A 19,673-nucleotide genomic window follows, 5' to 3' on the forward strand; every position below is an offset into this window, starting at 1 on the left:
GAGGGTAGTTTTGTTACAGCTCATCTTGAGAAAAAAAGAAAGCAGCAAATAAGCCGCTTCTTCAGTAAGATGGCGGCCCAGCTCATGGTATGCAGCTTAGTTTGCATTTTGATAAAGCATTGCCCTGTTGCGGCCCTCATGTTTAGCTTGATAAAGAGCTTTATCCGCACGTATGAACAACTCTGAAGGGTTCATTTCGGCAGAAGGAACCACAGTGGCTACACCTAAACTAATGGTGATGCATAGGGCAGGCTCCGAACGAATGTTAGGAATTTGCAAGGATTCAATATGTGCGCGCATTTGGTTGGCTACTATGTTCGCACCTTGTAAATCCGTTGCTGGAAGAACAATAACGAATTCTTCTCCCCCGTATCGGGCGATAAAGTCATTCGGACGTTTTACACTCTTTTTCAATGAGTTAGCTACACGCTTTAAGCATAAATCACCTTCAAGATGGCCATAGGTGTCGTTATAACGTTTAAAATAGTCAATATCAAGAAGAATGATCGATAAAGGTGAGGAGAATCGGAGTCCATGCCGCCACTCTTTATGGAAACATTCATCGAAGCCTCTACGATTTGCAACTCCTGTCAATGCATCGATGGTTGAAATTTTTTGCAGCATTTCATTGGATACCAGCAATTCATGCTCAGCTTGCTTGCGAGTGGTAATATCCCGAGAAACAGCAACAACTTCTTTGTTATGTCTCTTGGAATCAGAAATACTTCGGGATGTAGTTTCAAACCAGATGTAAGTGCCATCTTTCCTGCGAATGCGATAAGAGGAAAATTGTTGATTTAAATCAATGGCATTATTTTGCTCCCAGTTTGCGAACATATCATATTCTTCCGGATGAACCAGCTCCAGTACATTGCGGCCTATGAGCTCATCAGGCTCGTACCCAAGCAGAGCTGCTGATGCGGGCGATGCATACAGAAAGGTGCCGTCCACAGCATGTCTTGAAATGAGGTCGGTTGAATTATTAGCGATCATCCGATACATTCTTTCGCTTTCCCGCAAGGAGTCTTCATTCTGCTTACGCACAGTAATATCCCGGAAATAGACCGTTATAGACTCAGGCTCGGGATAGGTGTGCAGCTCAAACCATTTGTTAAACCTAGGTGAGAAAAACTCGAACGAATCGGCAAGCTGAGTGGTCATAGAAGACAGAAACTTCTCATAGAGAGGAGTGCGGACAGCTTCTGGAAATTGTGACCAGAATGTATGGCCGATTAGATCGGTGCTGTTTTTTTGCAGCAGTTTTTCTGCCGCCGGATTCAGACAGGTAACGAGGCTTGAAGAATCCAACACAACCATTCCCACGCCAGTTACAGTTGAAAAGCCGTCAGAATGGAACAGTGGTTCTTGTATACTGTAGTCCAACGATTTGGCTAGCTCCTGGATTTGGATCAAAACACATTCATCAGAATCAGGCAGACTTAGTGGAAAGGCGCTAAGCTGTACAGGCAAAGCTCCTTTTTCCTTATGCAGCAAACGTAATTCAAGCTGCTTTAAAGCAGGCTCTCTCCATAGGAGATACCGGATAAAGAAGGCAAAATGCAATTCATCATCAGGGTGTGTAATCGAGCTTATATGTTTCTCTATCAAGGAGGAATCCTGGTAAGCCAGAATATTGCCGAAAGCAGGATTCACCTTGAGAAAGCGTCCGTCTTTTGATATAACTGCCATGCCTGTAATCGACCATTGAAAAGCGGCGAGTCCAATACGAAGTTCTTCTTGATTTGGATCAGGCATGTAAAAATTCCTTCCTGTTCAATGATATGTTTTTTAACATTATTAACTATATTGTAAATAATGTTTCCCTACAGATCAATGAATAAATACGAAAAAAGATGTTCTTTTTATGTGAATTACTCCACATGTTGTTTGGTTTCAGGCTCCGCAGGTGCAGGCGACGGTTGTTCGCTGACGATTGCAGGAGTGGCAGTTGGCGAGGATGCTTGCTTTAATTCCACTAGTTGTTTCTCCATCTGTTTGATCGTTTTTTTCAATTTGAACTGACGTGAGACCCCTATAAGGCCAACTATGAGTCCGCCGAGCAGAGTGGAGCCAAGTATGATTAAAATAAGTGGAAGCTCTGTTTCTGTAAAAATCAGATGTACCCGAACGGGAGCTACATTAAAAACAGCAAAAATGGCTGTAATTAGTGCAAAAACCAAAATAAGAATAAAGGTCCATTGTGCTTTCAAAAGAATACGCCGCCTCCTAAATAAAAATGTGAAAGGAACAAGGCTGCCAACATCTCCCGCAGGCAGCCTTGCTGTGCTTATTATTTGGCTAATTTCTCCATTTGCTCAAGCAAGTCTTTGAAAACATCCATTGCCTGTTTGATTGGCTCAGGGGAGGACATGTCGACACCCGCACGCTTCAAGATGCTAATGGAATAGTCGCTGCCCCCACTTTTAAGGAAGCCTAGATAACGATCGACTGCCGGTTGGCCCTCCTCAAGAATTTGCTTGGAGAAGCTGGTGGCAGCAGAGAAGCCTGTAGCATATTTATATACATAGAAGCTATTGTAGAAATGAGGGATACGCGCCCATTCCATTTCGATATCTTTATCGACAACCATATCTTTGCCATAGTACTTCAGGTTAAGGTCGTAATAGATTTTACTTAGCTCCTGAGGAGTAAGCGAATCACCTTGCTCTGCTCTTTCATGAGTTATTTTCTCGAATTCAGCGAACATGGTTTGCCGGAAAACGGTTGTACGGAATTGATCCATATAGTAAGTGAGCAGGTACATTTTTTCTTTGGGATCCGTTGATTTCTTCAGCATATAATCCATCAGCAGCGCTTCGTTTAATGTGGAAGCTACTTCTGCCAAGAAGATTGTATACTGCGCGAAGCGGTAAGGCTGGCTCTCATCGGATAAGTAGGAGTGAATCGCATGGCCCATTTCGTGAGTTAATGTAAACATGCTGTTCAGGTTGTCTTTATGATTGAGCAGAACATAAGGATGAGTACCGTATGCTCCCCAGCTGTAGGCACCGTTTCGTTTCCCCTCGTTCTCATATACATCAATCCAACGGTTGGAGAAGCCTTCCTGCAAAATGTTCAAATAATCTTGCCCAAGCGGCTTCAAGCTTTCTTTTACCGTTTCTTTAGCTTGCTCGTACGTAATATCCATTTTATACTCATCCACAAGTGGGGCAAACAGGTCGTACATATGGAGCTCATCTACCTTCAGCAGCTTTTTACGCAGCTCCATGTAACGGTGCATCAGCGGTAGAGACTCATGGATAGTGTCAATGAGATTCGTATACACTTCCTTCTTGATATTATCCCCGTACAGGGACATTTCTAGGGCGGAAGGATATTTGCGTACTTTGGAATAAAAAATATTTTTTGTGATATTGGCAGCTAATGTAGCGCCGATGGTGTTCTTATTTTTGCCGTAGGTGGCATACATCGCTTGAAAAGCTTCTTTACGAACGTCCCTGTTGCGGCTTTCCAAAAATTGAATGTATCGCCCGTGGGTTAGCTCGACTTCCTCGCCTTGCTCGTTCTTCACCTTTGGAAACTTCAAGTCAGCATTGTTCAGCATGCTAAAAATCGTGCTGGGTGCTTGTGATAAGTTTCCAACCTGGGCGAGCAGCGCTTCCTCTGATTTAGAGAGAATGTGCTGCTTTTCACGGATCATTTCGTCTAAGGTTCTTTTGTAAAATTGAAGCTCTTGATGGTTCAGCAGCTTGTTCAGCTCTTCATCTGACAAGCTTAGTATTTCAGGTGAGATAAAGGATAAGGCCTCGCCGCTTTCAACACTGAGCTTCTTGGCTTTGTCGGATAACGCCTGATAAGTAGGCTCCGTCGTATCTTCATGGTGCTTCATGTTAGCATATACGTAGAGTCTTTCCATATGTAAGGAGATGGAGTCTTCAAGCTCAAAGCATTGCTTGATGGCTGTGGGATTATGCAGCTTTCCCTGAAATGCCGCCACCTTCTGCAAAGCTTCCTTGACCTCTTGGTACTCTTTGTCCCATGCCTTCTGGTCTGCGAATAAATCCTCCAGTTTCCAGCTTTGCTCAACTGGAACATCATTGCGCTTAAGTACTTGATTCATCGGAGCCCTCCTCGTTATTTTGGATGGTTTGCTAAATCCTTCTGCTGCTATAGGGGCGGAAAGCATAGTTCCTGTTAACAGCATACCGGTCATAATCAATGGAAAAAACCGCATCTAAGCTCACGCTCCCTGCTATTTTTTTCCTAGTATGACCGGATGGTAGCTTTATTATAAGAGAATCTTTTATCGAAGTAAAACAGGGATGTGCGACCGCGCCTTAGAGGTAGATTCTCTTGCTGATGCACGAAGCCATTACAAGAGGTGAAGCTTGCATCATAAAAGGAAATTACCGATCGAAGTAAATTCACAGGTGATCGACCGCGATTTAAAGGTAAATTTCCTTGCTGATGTACGAAGCCATTTCAAGAGGTGAAGCTCGCATCTCGCCCCTCACAGCTTAGTGCAGGGAGAAGAAGCTATACACGATTAACGAAAAAGAGAAGGTGACCATCACCAATGCTAATATGGCAAGAGGACGCTTTACGGTGCTCGGAAGTGTGTCTTTTTTTAAAATAAGGATCAGGGCAAAGCAGAACGATACAATTATCATTGTTAATATAGAAGCTGAATTACTCATGCAGGATTCACCTCATCTGGCAGGGTATGGACTATATAGGTATTGCTTTCTAAATGATTCGCTGCATGAAGGCTCAAATCCTTTCTCTACAGGGTTTGGTTTACGTTTTCTCTTTCTTTCCAGTATACGGAGTGAGGTAATGATGCATTCGTTATTCAATCGGTATTATATAAAAAAGCTTCACTTATACCGTATCCCGTCTTCCATTACATAAGCGTAACAGAGAGGAGGGAGGGCATGTCGTGAAGCTTTATCAATTAGAGATTAGCCGGTCTGCTTGACAAGCACTAATCGGCCGTGCTCATCCTGACTTGCTTTAAAGCTGTCATCCGGTTGAATATTGGCTTCTTGCATAAGCTCATGCGATAGGGTCAAATGACCGCTCGAATCAAGCGTAACAAAGGAGCTGCTCTTCTTCTTCCAAATACCCGCTAACAATACGCCAACAGTTACTATCGCTACCAAGGTCCATTTAAGTACCGGATTGGCTGCAAACCAAGTGGCAACAAGTGGATCCCCGACCAGCATTTTTCCTGCAGTAAAAGCCAGAACTCCCGAACCTAGATAAATAATCCATGGAAACTTCTCCATCCATCGAATGAACAGTGTGCTGCCCCAAACCATGATGGGAACGCTGATAAGGAGACCCAACAGGACTAATACGAAGCTTCCATCATGAGAACCTGCTGCACCTGCTACAGCAACTACATTGTCAAAACCCATTACAGTATCGGCGATAATGATGGTTTGAATGGCTGGCCAAAGTGCATTTTTCGCTTGAATATTATGATCCTTTTTATCAACCAGCAATTTATAGGCAATCCAGACTAATACCACGCCTCCTACCAAAAGAAGTGCCGGTAGCTTAAGCAGCCACACAACGGCCAATGTTGCTATTACACGAATTCCAATTGCGCCAACAGTCCCCCAAATAATAGCTTTCTTCTGAATTTCCTTCGGCAAATTTCTCGCTGCTAACCCGATTACAATGGCATTGTCTCCTGCAAGTACCAAGTCGATGAGAATAATGCTTAATAGTGCCGTGAAAAATGTTGCATCCAACCATTCCATACCCGATCAGCTCCTTAGTCTTGTAGTAAATTTTACATAAAAAATGACCTCTACCAATTAACTGGTAAAGGCCATTAACAGAAAAAGACCTTTACCGAATAGGCAAAGGTCTTGCTAACAACGATACGTTGCCAATAAAGCCGGGGCTTTAAAACCCGAACTGACGACTTTACTGTGAGAAGCTACTCCCCTTTGGAGGACATCTTATGTAATTAACTTTATTATATGAGCTGGACAAGCACAAAGTCAAGCTTCTGGGAAAAATTACACTTCTTTAAAAGCCTGTATAATCGCTTCCCGTTCCTCCGGGGTACGGTCAAAGCCTTCTTTAGAGAACCTCGACTCCGCCCAATGCATCATTTCGGGACGGCTTATGAACGTATGGCATTCCTCACCCCATTGGTCGCTAATTTCCCGTAAAATCAAGGTTTTTCCGTGTACTTCAACGGTGAGCATGTTCCATTTGTCTATTTTGTAAATTAAGTGTTTTTTAATCATCATTAAGCTCCATTTCCTTAAGAAAGATATCGGCTGAATCATACCGCAAACCTAAAGGAAAATCAAGTGCGATAAGCTTTGCGCAGCTATAGGGGTGCTTTTTTTGCTTTTGCTGCTGAAAAAAAGATTGTAAACATATGGGTGGCATGTTAAAATTTCTCCTAAGCTTAGCGTAGGCTAGCTTGTGGCATATTGCCATAGATGAGTTGTGATGAGAAGAGGAGAGATGAGTATGAGCAAGAGTAAACGTTATGAGCAAACAGGTGTGGCAATGACCTGCAGGTCATTTGCCGAGTATGAAAAAATGTTCGCTTTAGGACAGCTGACAGCGTTAGATGGTCCGATATTGGATGTTGCAGCAGGGGCTTCGTCATTTACAGCTGAAGCTTGCGCAAGAGGGATTAACGCAAAATCTGCAGATCCGCTCTATTCAATGAATGCGGATGAGATCATGAGTCATGGCGGGCAAGAGATAATAACCTCAACTCAGAAACTGGCTGCTATCAAGGAATCGTTTGACTGGAGCTATTATGGTGACCTGGATCGTCATCGTGCTTTACGTGAACAGTCATTGGTTCGATTTATTCAGGATTATCGGCAGTACAAAGAGGAGGGACGGTATGTACCTGCTCTGCTGCCTAAGCTGCCATATGAAGATGGCACATTTAATCTTGTTCTGTGCAGTCATTTTTTGTTTCTATATCATGAGCAATTCGATTACGAGTTTCACCTTCAGGCCATACAAGAATTGCTTCGCGTATGCCGACCAGGCGGACAGGTGCGAATCTACCCTTTAAGATCACTGCAATGGGACTATTATCCCCACTTGGAGCAACTGCTATCAACACTAGAAAAAGAGCAAATAAAAACCAGATTGCTTGCTTCAGAATTGCCGTTTATTCCAGGCTCTACAGAGCTGTTAAGCCTTGCAAAATAAGAGAAAAACAGCGGTTGTTGATAATTTTTGAATGTTGATTTATAATAATTGTGATGCTATAATTAACCTATTCGCCCTTAGATGGCGATACTTCTAGGAGGTTGTTTTCATTGAAAGGTACAGTTAAATGGTTTAACGCAGAAAAAGGTTACGGTTTCATTTCAGTTGACGGCGGCGACGATGTATTCGTTCACTTCTCCGCAATTCAAGGCGACGGTTTCAAAACTCTTGAAGAAGGCCAATCCGTTGAGTTCGAAATTACTCAAGGCAACCGTGGTCCTCAAGCAGCTAACGTCATTAAGTTATAAGATCCTAAAACTTTTATGGGGTTGCCCATTGAAAAGTTTTCTTATATATTAGTGCCATAGCAACCAAAAATAAAAGTAGTTTGCGAAAGTTTCGGCTTTCGTGAACTGCTTTTTCTTGTTTTGCACTGATGACCCGGACCTTATTGCGATAGATAGCATATAAACCCATACTTATAACCATGGAAATCCGCGGAACTGGTCCGCGGATTTTATTCGTATTGCTAATCGACAATTCTGAGGATTTCCGCAACTTCCTTGCGGGCCAGCTTACCTGGCTGCTCGGAAGGATGACCCAAAGAAATAACCATATTAATCTGACATTCCTCAGGAATATTGAGGTAATCTCTTAATTGATCTGCGGCTAACAGCACAGGGCCGGTCATAGGGCAAGTAGCAAGTCCTTTGGCATGGGCAGCCAGCATCAAGTTCTGAGCAGCCAGGCAGCTGCTTTTGATACCTTCCTCATCCCATACAGAAGGATCTACAAGCTGTACAGGATCAAAAATTTTGTCTCTGAATTTAGATGTATAAGGAGTGGCAAGACAAACGATCAATACGGGAGCATCAGCAAAAGCAGTAGCGTAGGGGCCAAATGATTTAACGAGCATCCGCGCCTCGCGACTTAGTCCTCGTTCTTCGGCCTCCGCAGCTTTTTTGTGCAGCTGATCCCAGGTCATTTGCTCGATCTCTTTTATTTTCTCACGGTTTATTACTGCGATAAACTGCCAGGTTTGCGAATTCGTATCGCTTGGCGCATAGCGGGCACAATCTATGAGTTCTTTTATATCCTCGACGGTTACATCCTCTTCAGTAAACCGGCGAATGCTTCTTCGTTCTAACACAATTTTTTTGAAATCATCGAATTGCACGGCAAATACATCCTTTCAAGCTCACATGGAAATAGTTTATGACTTGGTACTAATAGCTGCCATTAATTATATCCGGTTTTGCAGAGAATAACAACGGTAACAATGTTTTATTGCAATACAACCGTGTCACCTTCTATTAATCCGCTTATAATCTCTGTTTTTTCCGGTGTTTCTAACCCGATTTTGATATCGCGGCGTACAGGTGCTCCTTGTCCGGCTTCTGATACCATCACATAGTATTGATCCTTATCACGCTGAACGGCAAGAGTAGATACAACCAAGGTGTCAGGCTTCTTATCCGTCTGAATAGTGGCAGTCAAACTGAGACCGGCGATGAGCTGCTCATTGGGTGGAAGCGAGATAATGACTTCAAATTCTGCCGCAGCCGTATTTGTATCTGTAGTGCTTTTGGCGAACTTAGAAAGCTTCTCCACCTTACCCTGTAGGGTTGTGTTCTTAAGTGCGTCCACTTTAACCTCTACAGACATTCCGGTTTTAATACGAAATAGATCAAATTCACCGACATAACCAATCAATTGCAGCTTTGTGAGATCAACGATCTTGCCAACCCGTTCATTTTCCTTGATAGATTGGGGTTCCTTGGTGTCGTTAAACAAAAAGATACCGGTTTCCGGTGCAGTGAAGCTAGCGCTTTGACGTTTTTCCAGCTTTTGCGCCAATTGGGTTTCCATATGTTCTGAGTTCAGCTTGCTGATTTCAGTTTGCATTTGAGTCGTTTTATTTTTGGCAAAACGTTGTTTGGCTTCTGTTTCCGATAACCCGCCATTAAGGATGGTTTCTGTGGAGATGATATCTTCTTGAAATTTGGCAATTTGAATTTCCATATCTGCTTTTTTTTGATTAGCCTGGAGCTGAGCAATTTCATCACGAAGTGCGGTGTCGTCTAGCTGGAACAACAAGTCACCTTTATTGACCTGAGTGCCTTCACTGACCTTCCACGTCTTAACGTCTGCACTAAAAGGGGCGTTAATATAAGTTTCCTTCTGATAGGAGGATTTACCTTTAAGCTCAACTGTACTGGATAAATCTTCTCGCGTTACCTTGAAGCTAATAGCGGATGAGTTCATCGACCCCGCTTGCTGAGTCGGTTTTGGGGAATGACTTAGTAAAAATAAGGCTGCGGTTATACCAGCTACGATTATTACCGCAAATCCGATCAGCCACGTTTTCTTTTTCATAATTGTAATATCTCCTAATCCCGTTTGATGGCAGTTAATGCATCGGTGCGTGAAGCTTTTACAGCCGGATAAATGCCTGAAAGCACACCCGTCATAACAGCGAAAAATAACCCGACCGGTAAGATCCAGGGACTAATAAACAAAATCTCGGCCTGTGCGCCCGGTCGCTGTGGAGTGAATTGAATGACGGCAATATTGATTCCCCAAATAACCCAATAAGAAAGTAAAATGCCGCATCCGCCGCCTAGTAAACCAAGAAGAGCCGACTCCATCATAAACATGTTGCGGATTTGTTTTAAATTAGCGCCCAGCACTTTCATAATGCCAATTTGCCTTCTTCTTTGATAAGTGGACATGGTCATGGCGACTATGATCGAGATGGAAGCGACAAAGAGGATGAACAGGCCGATCCCACCGAATATAAGGCGCAGTATGACCAGCTGACCTTGCATTTGCTCCTCGCGGTGAATGTTGGTTTCAGTAGAAAGCTTGAGCTTTTTGATAAGATCGTCGACTTCCTTCACATAGATGCTCTGGTCAACTTTAATTTTCACTTCATTGTATTCCGACGCCTGTTTTTTCTGAGCTTCGCCGTTGTTAGATTTATCTGTACTGCTCGTATACATATTAGAGATTGCATCCTGCAGCCTTTTACCCAATCCAGGTGAAACGAAGGCGGTTTTCATATTCATAATGGCATCATCAGGAATACCCTCAGGTTTTTTTAGAATCCCAGTCACACGTAAAGGAATGGCGGTTCCTGAGGTTTCTGTTCCATTAGGACGGAAAATTTGCGGATTTAACATAATTTGCTTCTGATAAACCGGATAAGCGAGGTACATTTGCTGCTTCCAGCTATTTGTTACCTGCCTGTCCTCGGACATGTTTTGAATTTGCAAGGAACGTGTGCGCGACAGCTGCTTGTCCAATAGCCCCATTGTGGCTCCATAGCTCAAAATGATGGTGTTCTCTTGATCGCTTGCACTGCCTTGCTGGAGCTCGTAGCCGAAAGCCTCGAGTGTATGTAATTCGGTTGCGAATATGTTGTTAATTCGTCCTTTTTTACTGTCTATATCGAATTCAAAGGAGTTGAGCGTTTGATAGGTTGCGATGGCTTTGACATGGGGGAAGCCGCGCATAATTTCTATTTTTGCTTTAGTTAATTCATAGGGCTTGGCTGCGCTGGGATCGGATTGATTGGTTTCGTTGGAATATCCGTTGCGCACCGTTATTTCGTCCGATTTCATGAAATAACTCATTTGTTCGCGGCTGTAATGATTGATGGATTCTCCAAAGGAAAGAGCTACGATAATGGAAGCTGAGCCTATGGCTATCCCCATTGTGCATAAAGCGGTGACGACCATCCGGCGTCTCAACTGATCCCAACCAAGACGTAAATAATCGAAGCCTTTCATTCGGGTTCACCTGCCCACGAGGCGTCCTCCACTAAAAATCCATCGCGAAGCTGTATAACCCGGCGAGTGCGTCTTGCTACCTCCAACTCATGAGTAACAATTACAAAAGTGATAGATAATGTATGATTTAGCTCAATAATGAGATCGATGATTTCTTTTTCGGTTTTTGTATCCAGGTTACCGGTAGGCTCGTCAGCAAATACAATGGCAGGTTCAGTTATTAGCGAACGAGCGATGCTAACCCGCTGCTGCTGACCACCGGAAAGCTGGGAAGGGAACAGCTCGCTTTTTTCCCCCAAACCGACTTTGTTGAGCAATACCAGTGCTTTTTCTTTGCGGGTTTTCGCCTTTATACTTTGAAACACTAAAGGAAGCTCCACATTTTCCCGTACCGTTAAGTGGGGAATTAATTCGTAGGATTGAAAAATAAAACCGATCTGAGTGCGGCGAAATTCAGCCAGCTGGTTCTCAGTCATTTTCTCGATGGGGTGGCTGTTAATCAGGATGCTCCCCTCGCTTGGCTTCATAAGGCCGGCCATTAGATTCAGCAGCGTTGATTTACCTGAGCCTGAGCTTCCGAGCAGGGCGATAATCTCCCCTTTTTCAACGGTAAAATGAATGTTGTGAAGCACCGGAGTTTCTTCTCCGCCATTGATAAACCAGTGTGACAGTCTTTCTACTGCAAGCACATAACCCCTCCGTTACAATTGTAAACTTACTTAAGTAAGACGCGAGTCGTTGTCGAAATGTTGCAGAAAATGTCAAAGCCGCCATCCTTAATTGGATAGCGGCTGCAAGAAGCGATTCCAAGCTGGAAAAGGGTTCGTAGTCGTTGTCTCAATCTTCCGTCTCGCGCTGCAATAAATGCAGAAGCAGGAAGCTTATCATGCCAATGAATGCAAGGATAGCTCCGACGCCATACATAACGTGGGGACCCGCTATATTAAATACCCAGCCGCCTATTACACCGCTCAAAAGCCCGGCCATACCTGACCAGGTTACCGCATAGATGGCTTGACCTGTGGCCCGGTACTCATCAGGAACTATGCGCTGGATATAACGGATAACCGTGAACATGAAGATGCCGAAGGAGATGCTGTGAAGAGCTTGAACCGCGATGACCAGCAGCGGATTCTCGATTTGACTCATAAATATAAACCGGATCACATAGACGAGGCTGCACACAACAAGAAGGGGAAGCTCCTTATAACGATGCCCATATTTGCTTAGCAAAAGAAATGCGGGAATCTCGCTCGAGGCTGAAACAAGCCAAGCCCAGCCGACAATGGATTGATCCGCCCCTAGCCGTTGAAGGAACAAGCCGAGAAAGCCGTCATTAAACCGATGTGCAACAGAGACTATCATCACTGACAACAGGAACATTAGGAACCGTTTGGAGCCGATGATTTTGGCAAGTACGCGGAAATCCGGCTTTTTAAATGAGGTGCTTTGGACATCGGTCAAAAACAATGAAAGCATAAGCGAAATACTGATTGTGCCAAGACATAATAGAAAAGTATAGTTAGGCCCGTTCTCTTTAAGCCATATACCGAAAACGAGCGATGCGGCAGCAAACCCGATAGAGCCCCAAAGGCGGAAGGAAGCGTAGCTTTTTTTAGTCCCCCTAATGGTCAGTAATGTCAGGCTATCCGTTAATGAGCTCGTAGGCGATTGGAAAAAGAAGAACAAGGCCATCAACGCCATCAATAATCCAAAATGCAAGCTTTGAGATACGAAAAACGCCATAATTAATTGGCATACCAAGATACCGACGAGTATTTTTTTCACAGTATGGAACTTATCGCTCATAAATCCCCAGAACAGATTGGAGACGATGCTGATCATCGGTCCGATGGAGTATAAGAGCCCAATTTGAAGAGCGGAAAAACCTTTGGATTGGAAATATAAAGGGAAATAAGATGTAATAACGGCCATTGTACTGTAAAATGCAAAGCTGAATCCCCGCAGCACTGTATAGTTAGCTTTTTTCTGCTGCATAGCGCTGTTCAAATGGATCACTCGTTTCTAAGATTTTAGTGTAGAGCGGAATCCCGTTTTGCCGGTCGATTTACCGATAGCACGGAGAACATACCATACAACGGTTGCTTCTGCCGCTACACCGAATGATTGGGCAAGCGCTCCGATCATTCCATTCCATCCTGGACTTAATAAAATGCATATCGTCAAGGTAATTAAAGTTGTTGCGACATTGGCCGCCTGTGACCAAACCATAAGCTTTGTTTCTCCGCGCAGTAATACCAGACCGTTGCCAAAATCAAGCCAAGGAAATACAAGTGTCATAATTGTAAACACTCTTAATGTATCCAGGCTGGCGTGCATCAAGCGTTCATTCACACCCATTACATTTTGCATAAACCAAGGTCCGAGCGGCGTGTAGGAAACAATAGCAATCAATAAGCCCGGTATAAAAGCAAGAATCAGCGTAAAGCGCATAACAGAAGCTGGGTCCTTGCGGTAAAAGTTTAATACGATTTGATGAATGTAAGAGAAGAAGCTGATGACAAGCTGCGTAAGACTGGCTGCAATGGTGAAGGATGCAACGGCCAGTTGGAAGTCCATCGTTTTTCCAAGAAATGCGTTAATGGAAGGTCCGATAATAACTGCAATTATAGATGAATAAAGCAGCGGCTTGTAAAAATGAAAAATTTGCCGCGGGTGTTCAACGGGATGATCCGGCTTCTTCTCCGGAATTTTTTTCAGCAGCGATCGTCCTTCCCAAACACTGACAGCGGCTTCGACCATCATGCCGACCAGAAATATAATGGCTCCGACCTGTGCGCTGTTCACTTGATTGGTTTGTATGTAGTAAAGAGAAAGCGAATACATGGCAGACAGCCGGAAAAACATGCCGATGGTTAGCCATTTAGTCCTCATATTAAAGATGATGATGCCTTGGTACATGCAGCGCAGAGCTGAGAATATACTGACAAACATAAGCACTTGGTACGTCTGGATCATCGGCTTGACAAGCTCTTCGCTTGCTCCAAAGAAATACAAAAAGACCCACCTGCCAAGTGGAGTGTAGCAAATCAGGGAGCCCAAGATTAAGACGCATGCGAGCACATACCAATTAACAATTGACATGGCCCGGAACGAAACGCGATCACGTACTAATGCTGAGCATGTTTGCCTCATAAGGAGAGCCGGCTTTTCAGTTAAGCCTAATATACTCATTGGTAAAGCATAGCAGGCAATGATGATCTCAGGATTAGCCGAACGAGCCAATGTACTGTTGATGATAACGTGAGAGATTGTGATCAAGCTCGATGAGACTCCTAGCGGTATAAAAAACATTAACAACTGCTTAAAGGTGACTTTCTGTTCTTGGTTGCTGCTCATAGATTCAGGACTCCTACTGGAAAAAGATGAAATCAATTGCTCTAGTATAACATAGATTGGGGGTATTCAAAGTGTAAATTTGATACATTCCACTAGCAGTAGCTTGGGGTTCGTGGTACATTTATTGAATAAAAAAGGTAGGGTTAACTTGGAAAGGTGGAGATTTCGATGTCTTGGAATTTCATCATCGATGATCGTCTCGGTATTCCGCTTCCTCATTTTGAGAAGGAATGGGAAGATTATACGGAGGAAGAAAGATCGATAATATTACTTCATTGGGAAGAAATTCGCGGTACGATTCCCGATCAAGTTAAACGATTGGAGCGTATTATTATTGCGAAGCAAAACCAGTTGAACATAGAGGATAATTTCAAATATTCATGCCAATTGAATTCGGAAATTGCCGATCTGGCAGGAACAATCAATGAATTACATCTCTGGTTTAGGGTAAATCAGGATGTCACAGCTTCAGCAGCTCACCATTAAGAGCAAGTTTTCCAATTGGAATGAATGTATCTTTGGTAAAGGGACTTCTATAGAAGCTCCTCTTATATTATAATAGACGTTATGAGTTTTAGTGGCTGATTCCAATGAAGAAGGTGAATGCATGATGGAATGGACGGAAGCGGTGCAAAAGCTGTGGGATAAGTTGTCAGAACACCGACCTTCACTTTATCCTGCTGAAGAATGGGATGATTTGCTCGATATAAGGATAGCTAAGCTGCCTATGCAGGATATGGATTCCCGGAGAGCGGCCTATGCTTCGTCTGTTAAGGCGGGTTTGCATCTGTTGAATGAAAGCTTGGACAAATCTCATGAGCTTTCGCAGGACATACACAACCCTACTGGAAGTTATTGGCATGGGATCATGCACCGGATGGAAGGGGATTACAGTAACGCTAAGTATTGGTTTCGTCAGGTTGGAACGCATACTGTGTTTGCAGCCTTACTGGAACAAGCCAAGTATCTGTACCATCCATATGAATCGGACTTCATTCAAAGCGCAACACTGAAAGGTCAACTGAATAGGCTTATGGCAGGCTCGGAATGGGACCCTTACTTATTCGTTGATATGGTTCAGCAGCAGGTTACTGTCGCCCAAGAAGCTCAAGCGGAAGCTTTACTGCTGGAGATTCAGTGGGTCGAAATGAAGCTGCTGCTGCAGTATGCTTTGGAGCAGACCGGAGGGAAACGGATTGAGCTTTGAAGCCCGCCGCATAGCTCTTGTTCCGCGTAATCCGTTTCATTTGATGCTGCGCGTGTACCGCTATGTTTTGCCGGAGGTGCGCGATCAGCTGCAGTATTGGCGGCGCAAGGCAGAAGAGATTCCTGACGCTGAACTGCAGAAGCAGGCAATAGCCAGCATGACGAGCAAGCAGTTTCATTGTCAGGGTGGTGCTGTATACGCTGTAGCCAGATTGCAGATGCGTCACGTGATGATTCCGCTTATTGTTGCTTTTCAAACGATAAGCGATTATTTGGATAATCTATGCGATCGAAGCACATCGATGGATCCCGAAGATTTTCGCATGCTCCACCAGTCCATGCTGGATGCGGTGGATCCTGCTGAGCCTATGCATGATTATTATAGTTATCGCATAGAAAAAGAGGATGGCGGTTACCTGGATGAGCTGGTTAAGACATGTCAAGCCAGCCTTAGACTGCTGCCTTCCTATTCTCTTGTTGCAGGCCATGTTCAAGAACTGGTTGGATTGTATTGCGACCTTCAGGTGTACAAGCATGTCCGGCAGGAGCTTAGAGAGGCGGCGTTGTTAGACTGGTGGAAAGCTTATGAAACCAGATTTCCCAATATAAGCTGGAATGAATTTGCTGCTGCTACAGGCTCGACATTAGGTGTTTTTATGCTGTTTATGGCGGCATCTGATTCCCAACTGAAGCAGGAAACCGTGGAAGCGATACGAGAAGCGTATTTTCCCTATATATGCTCGCTGCATATATTGCTGGATTATTTAATTGATCAAGAGGAAGACGAGCTTGGCGGCGATTTAAATTTTTGCAGCTATTATGATGGGATGGATCAAACAGTCGAACGCATTGCTGTTATTGTGCTCGAGGCGAGGATGAGAGCAGACCGGCTGGAGCATCCATCCTTTCACAGAATGATTATTGAAGGCTTGCTCGCGCTCTATTTGTCCGATCCGAAGGTTAGTAAACAGAGACAGGTGAAGCAAATATCGCGACTGCTGATGAAGGGAAGCCCGCTAATGCGGATGTTTTTCTTTATCAACAGCATATTAATTCGTAAAACCTATTAATTGTTGTAATTAAGCCAAAGGTTACGAATCATTTTCAACAAAAACTCTCAGGAGGAAACCATACATGACAGTCAAAAAAATAGCCGTACTAACGAGCGGCGGAGATTCGCAAGGAATGAACGCGGCGGTACGTGCCGTAGTACGCAGCGGGTTATTTCATGGTTTGGAAGTTTTTGCAGTACAGCGCGGATATGCGGGTCTGATTAATGATGATATCCGGCCTATGGATTTGCGCAGCGTCGGCGATATCATTCAAAGAGGCGGAACTATTCTGCAGACAGCGCGCTGTAAGGAATTTATGACGCCAGAAGGACAGCAAATTGGTGCGGATAACCTCCGTAAGAGAGGAATCGATGGACTGGTAGTAATCGGTGGGGACGGTTCCTATCAAGGTGCCAACAAGCTGAACAAGCTTGGGATTAATACAATGGGTCTTCCTGGTACTATTGATAATGACATTCCTTTTACGGATTTCACAATTGGATTCGATACAGCGGTTAGCATTGTAGTGGATGCAATCAACAAATTACGCGACACTATGAGCTCTCACGAGCGTTCATCCGTAGTGGAAGTTATGGGCCGCCATTGCGGTGAAATAGCTTTGTATGCGGGGCTAGCGAGCGGAGCGGAAACGATTCTTGTACCAGAGGTACCGTTTGATCTGACAGAAGTTTCTCAACGAATGGTAGACAATTTTAATCTTGGAAAACGTCACAGTATTATTTTGGTTGCAGAGGGAGTTTGCAAGGGCGAGGATATTGCTGCCGAAATTACGAAGAACACGGGTATTGAACCACGTGTAACTGTATTGGGCCATATTCAGCGCGGCGGAGCGCCAACGCATAATGATCGTATACTAGCGAGCAGCTTGGGTGACTTCGCAGTGCGTAAATTAATTGAAGGCGAGTCCGGCAAAGGCTGCGGTATTATCAAAGGCGAATTAGTACTAACCGATATTGACAAGGTTGTAAACACCAAGAGAGAATTCAATATGGAGCTGTACGAATTAGCAAAGAGATTGTCTCAATAATCGATAAGCTTTTTAAAGGAGGAACATGCGCCATCTTGTGCCAACAAGAGGCAGCATGTTTTTTTGGCTGATATAGAATTTATATGTTTCGGGGCTCCCCGCAAAGTATCTGAATCAACTTCGAAGCAAGACCCCACTTTGTGGGGATTGCTTACCGCCCCTGCTTCAAAGCATTCAATATTTCGGCTGTCGGGCGGTTTCCCTTTTTGGCATAGATGATATCCCCTTTAATACCTATGACAATTACGCAGCGCTGTTGGCCCAGCAAGAAGATTTTACCTACATCGAACAGCTGCCGAATTCTCTCATTGGTGTCAGACACGAGTGGGAAGTCATACAGAAATTTCTGCGAAAATTGCCTATGCTCCTCAAGCGTGCCCGGGTTAATGCCCAATACGAGTGCATTGAATTCGGCATATTGAGAAGCAGAATCACGAGCAGCGCATAGCTGTTTGGTACATATGGGTGTTTCGTCCTTCGGATAGAAGATCAGCACGATAGGCTGCTTTCCTAAATAGTGCTGCAGATTTATCGTGCCTCGGGTGCTATCGGCTTCAAATGATGGGGCAATAGATCCAATAGACAGCATGGAGAACATCTCCTTCAGTTATTTCGTTCTTACCATTGTATCGAAAAAGGGAAATTACATGCAAGCAAATACAATCCTGGAACATAGGGCACCATTGACCCAACAAACTTTTATATACTATTATGTATGTAAAGTAAGTACAAGTACAGTGAGGAGCGATAGCAATGGCTCGAATTACAATTATTGCAGGGAGCAACCGTGAGAATGCAACGAGCACCCAATTGTGCAGACATCTGCAAAAGGTGTTAGAAGAAATGGGATGCAAGGTTACGCTGCTCTCTTTGTATGAGCTGCCAATGCCATTCTACAGACCGCGTGTCGCTTCAGACGATACGAATGTAGGTTTGTTCATAAAGAGCTTAAGGGAAGCCGATGGTATAGTGTTAGCGACACCGGATTATCACGGAGCGCCTAGCGGCATTTTGAAAAATGCGCTTGATTACGCAGGCTTCGATGAATTCGATGGCAAGGTAGTGCTGTCTGTCAGTTCGGCGGGCGGGGCTGTTGGCGTCAGCTCGCTGCAGCAGCTGCAAACGATAGTACGTAATGTTCATGGTGTGAATTGTCCTGAATGGATCTCGATCGGAGGAGAGCAGAGAAGCTTTACATCCGATGGAGCGCCTGCTCATGATAAAATAAGAGAGCGCGTAGCGCGAACGCTTAATTATTTCGTTTCGATGGTGAAAACCTTCCGGAAATTGTAAAAGGCTGGAGTGAAAATTTTATCATGTCTATATTAAAAAATGATTGGGCCGAACTGCTGGCGCCGGAATTTGAGCAGCCTTACTATATCGAGCTTCGGCAGTTTTTAAAGGAAGAGTTTCAAAAACAAACGATATATCCGAATATGCATGATATTTATAATGCGCTGCATTTAACAGCATACGCTGATGTTAAAGTCGTCATATTGGGGCAGGATCCCTATCATGGAGCAGGACAAGCGCATGGATTAAGCTTTTCCGTTAAGCCCGGTGTTCCCGCACCACCTTCCCTCCAAAACATGTTTAAAGAGCTGCATGAAGATTTGGGCTGCATCATTCCAAACCATGGATATTTGGCAGGCTGGGCAGAGCAGGGGGTGCTGCTGCTGAACACAGTGCTGACCGTAAGGGAAGCTTCGCCTAATTCGCATAAAGGGAAAGGGTGGGAGCGGTTTACCGATAGCGTCATCGGGTACTTGAATAAGCGGGAAGAGCCAATAGTGTTTATTTTATGGGGAAGCCATGCACAACAAAAGATCCAGCTCATTACGAATAAGCGGCATCCAATTATTCGTTCCGTACATCCCAGTCCATTATCAGCTTATCGCGGATTTTTTGGGAGCAAGCCATTTTCTAAAGCGAATGCTTTTCTTCGCAGCCAAGGTACAGCAGAAATAAACTGGCAATTATCTAATTTATAGAGGTTATTCAAAAAGACCCCGCAGAATCGGCGATTTCTTGTCGCTTTTTCTGCGGGGTCTC

General features: G+C 44.2%; 20 protein-coding genes. 8 read left to right on the top strand and 12 right to left on the bottom strand.

Annotated elements, in window-relative coordinates; all coding sequences use genetic code 11:
• Positions 1-96: 96 nt before the first annotated feature.
• From NV381_RS07645 to NV381_RS07665, 5 genes are all read right to left on the bottom strand, one after another.
• Entirely contained in the window at positions 97-1,755 is a 1,659-nt protein-coding gene (locus NV381_RS07645) for a diguanylate cyclase (RefSeq protein WP_258212672.1), read from the bottom strand.
• A 116-nt stretch (positions 1,756-1,871) separates the two neighbouring features.
• Positions 1,872-2,210 carry a LapA family protein gene (locus NV381_RS07650; protein WP_258212673.1) on the bottom strand — a complete coding sequence of 113 codons (339 nt, stop codon included), beginning with the start codon at positions 2,208-2,210 and terminating at the stop codon, positions 1,872-1,874.
• Between the two features lie 80 nt (positions 2,211-2,290).
• Entirely contained in the window at positions 2,291-4,081 is a 1,791-nt protein-coding gene (gene pepF, locus NV381_RS07655; RefSeq protein WP_258212674.1) for an oligoendopeptidase F, read from the bottom strand.
• Between the two features lie 841 nt (positions 4,082-4,922).
• Positions 4,923-5,729, bottom strand: a complete 807-nt coding sequence (locus tag NV381_RS07660) for a TerC family protein (protein ID WP_258212675.1) — start codon at positions 5,727-5,729, stop codon at positions 4,923-4,925.
• A gap of 264 nt (positions 5,730-5,993) precedes the next feature.
• Positions 5,994-6,227 (bottom strand): hypothetical protein, encoded by a 234-nt coding sequence (locus NV381_RS07665; RefSeq protein ID WP_258212786.1) that lies wholly within the window; start codon positions 6,225-6,227, stop codon positions 5,994-5,996.
• A gap of 232 nt (positions 6,228-6,459) precedes the next feature.
• Between NV381_RS07665 and NV381_RS07670 the strand changes: the two genes are divergently transcribed.
• Both NV381_RS07670 and NV381_RS07675 read left to right on the top strand, forming a co-directional pair.
• Positions 6,460-7,164: a class I SAM-dependent methyltransferase gene (locus NV381_RS07670; protein ID WP_258212676.1), complete on the top strand. Its 705-nt coding sequence runs from the start codon at positions 6,460-6,462 to the stop codon at positions 7,162-7,164.
• 110 nt (positions 7,165-7,274) lie between these two features.
• Positions 7,275-7,472: a cold shock domain-containing protein gene (locus NV381_RS07675; RefSeq protein WP_171656220.1), complete on the top strand. Its 198-nt coding sequence runs from the start codon at positions 7,275-7,277 to the stop codon at positions 7,470-7,472.
• A 221-nt stretch (positions 7,473-7,693) separates the two neighbouring features.
• On the opposite strand, the gene NV381_RS07680 is transcribed toward NV381_RS07675, so the two are convergent.
• From NV381_RS07680 to NV381_RS07705, 6 genes are all read right to left on the bottom strand, one after another.
• On the bottom strand, positions 7,694-8,341 hold the full coding sequence (locus NV381_RS07680) for a nitroreductase family protein (RefSeq protein WP_258212677.1): 648 nt from the start codon (positions 8,339-8,341) through the stop codon (positions 7,694-7,696).
• Between the two features lie 107 nt (positions 8,342-8,448).
• Entirely contained in the window at positions 8,449-9,540 is a 1,092-nt protein-coding gene (locus tag NV381_RS07685; RefSeq protein WP_258212678.1) for an efflux RND transporter periplasmic adaptor subunit, read from the bottom strand.
• A gap of 14 nt (positions 9,541-9,554) precedes the next feature.
• Positions 9,555-10,955 (bottom strand): ABC transporter permease, encoded by a 1,401-nt coding sequence (locus tag NV381_RS07690; RefSeq protein WP_258212679.1) that lies wholly within the window; start codon positions 10,953-10,955, stop codon positions 9,555-9,557.
• Entirely contained in the window at positions 10,952-11,644 is a 693-nt protein-coding gene (locus tag NV381_RS07695; protein ID WP_258212680.1) for an ABC transporter ATP-binding protein, read from the bottom strand. Before NV381_RS07695 ends, NV381_RS07690 begins: the two co-directional genes overlap by 4 nt.
• 148 nt (positions 11,645-11,792) lie before the next feature.
• Entirely contained in the window at positions 11,793-12,965 is a 1,173-nt protein-coding gene (locus tag NV381_RS07700) for an MFS transporter (RefSeq protein ID WP_258212681.1), read from the bottom strand.
• 15 nt (positions 12,966-12,980) lie between these two features.
• Positions 12,981-14,315 (bottom strand): multi antimicrobial extrusion protein MatE, encoded by a 1,335-nt coding sequence (locus tag NV381_RS07705; protein ID WP_258212682.1) that lies wholly within the window; start codon positions 14,313-14,315, stop codon positions 12,981-12,983.
• Between the two features lie 168 nt (positions 14,316-14,483).
• Here NV381_RS07705 and NV381_RS07710 point away from each other — a divergent pair, with 168 nt between their 5' ends.
• The 4 genes from NV381_RS07710 (at position 14,484) to pfkA (ending at position 17,621) form a co-directional block, all read left to right on the top strand.
• Positions 14,484-14,801, top strand: a complete 318-nt coding sequence (locus NV381_RS07710; protein WP_258212683.1) for a hypothetical protein — start codon at positions 14,484-14,486, stop codon at positions 14,799-14,801.
• 121 nt (positions 14,802-14,922) lie between these two features.
• Positions 14,923-15,522 (top strand): hypothetical protein, encoded by a 600-nt coding sequence (locus tag NV381_RS07715; protein WP_258212684.1) that lies wholly within the window; start codon positions 14,923-14,925, stop codon positions 15,520-15,522.
• Between the two features lie 43 nt (positions 15,523-15,565).
• Positions 15,566-16,591, top strand: a complete 1,026-nt coding sequence (locus NV381_RS07720) for a tetraprenyl-beta-curcumene synthase family protein (RefSeq protein WP_258212787.1) — start codon at positions 15,566-15,568, stop codon at positions 16,589-16,591.
• A gap of 64 nt (positions 16,592-16,655) precedes the next feature.
• Positions 16,656-17,621 (top strand): 6-phosphofructokinase, encoded by a 966-nt coding sequence (gene pfkA / locus NV381_RS07725; protein ID WP_258212685.1) that lies wholly within the window; start codon positions 16,656-16,658, stop codon positions 17,619-17,621.
• Between the two features lie 151 nt (positions 17,622-17,772).
• Here pfkA and NV381_RS07730 read toward each other — a convergent pair whose 3' ends face one another.
• Positions 17,773-18,210: a peroxiredoxin gene (locus tag NV381_RS07730; RefSeq protein ID WP_258212686.1), complete on the bottom strand. Its 438-nt coding sequence runs from the start codon at positions 18,208-18,210 to the stop codon at positions 17,773-17,775.
• A 164-nt stretch (positions 18,211-18,374) separates the two neighbouring features.
• Here NV381_RS07730 and NV381_RS07735 point away from each other — a divergent pair, with 164 nt between their 5' ends.
• Together NV381_RS07735 and NV381_RS07740 are read left to right on the top strand one after the other, a co-directional pair.
• Positions 18,375-18,914 (top strand): NADPH-dependent FMN reductase, encoded by a 540-nt coding sequence (locus NV381_RS07735; protein WP_258212687.1) that lies wholly within the window; start codon positions 18,375-18,377, stop codon positions 18,912-18,914.
• Positions 18,915-18,937: 23 nt separating this feature from the next.
• Entirely contained in the window at positions 18,938-19,612 is a 675-nt protein-coding gene (locus tag NV381_RS07740; protein ID WP_258212688.1) for a uracil-DNA glycosylase, read from the top strand.
• Positions 19,613-19,673 lie beyond the last annotated feature (61 nt).

It is taken from the genome of Paenibacillus radicis (ex Xue et al. 2023) (assembly GCF_024722015.1).
In the GTDB taxonomy this organism is placed as follows: domain Bacteria; phylum Bacillota; class Bacilli; order Paenibacillales; family NBRC-103111; genus Paenibacillus_S.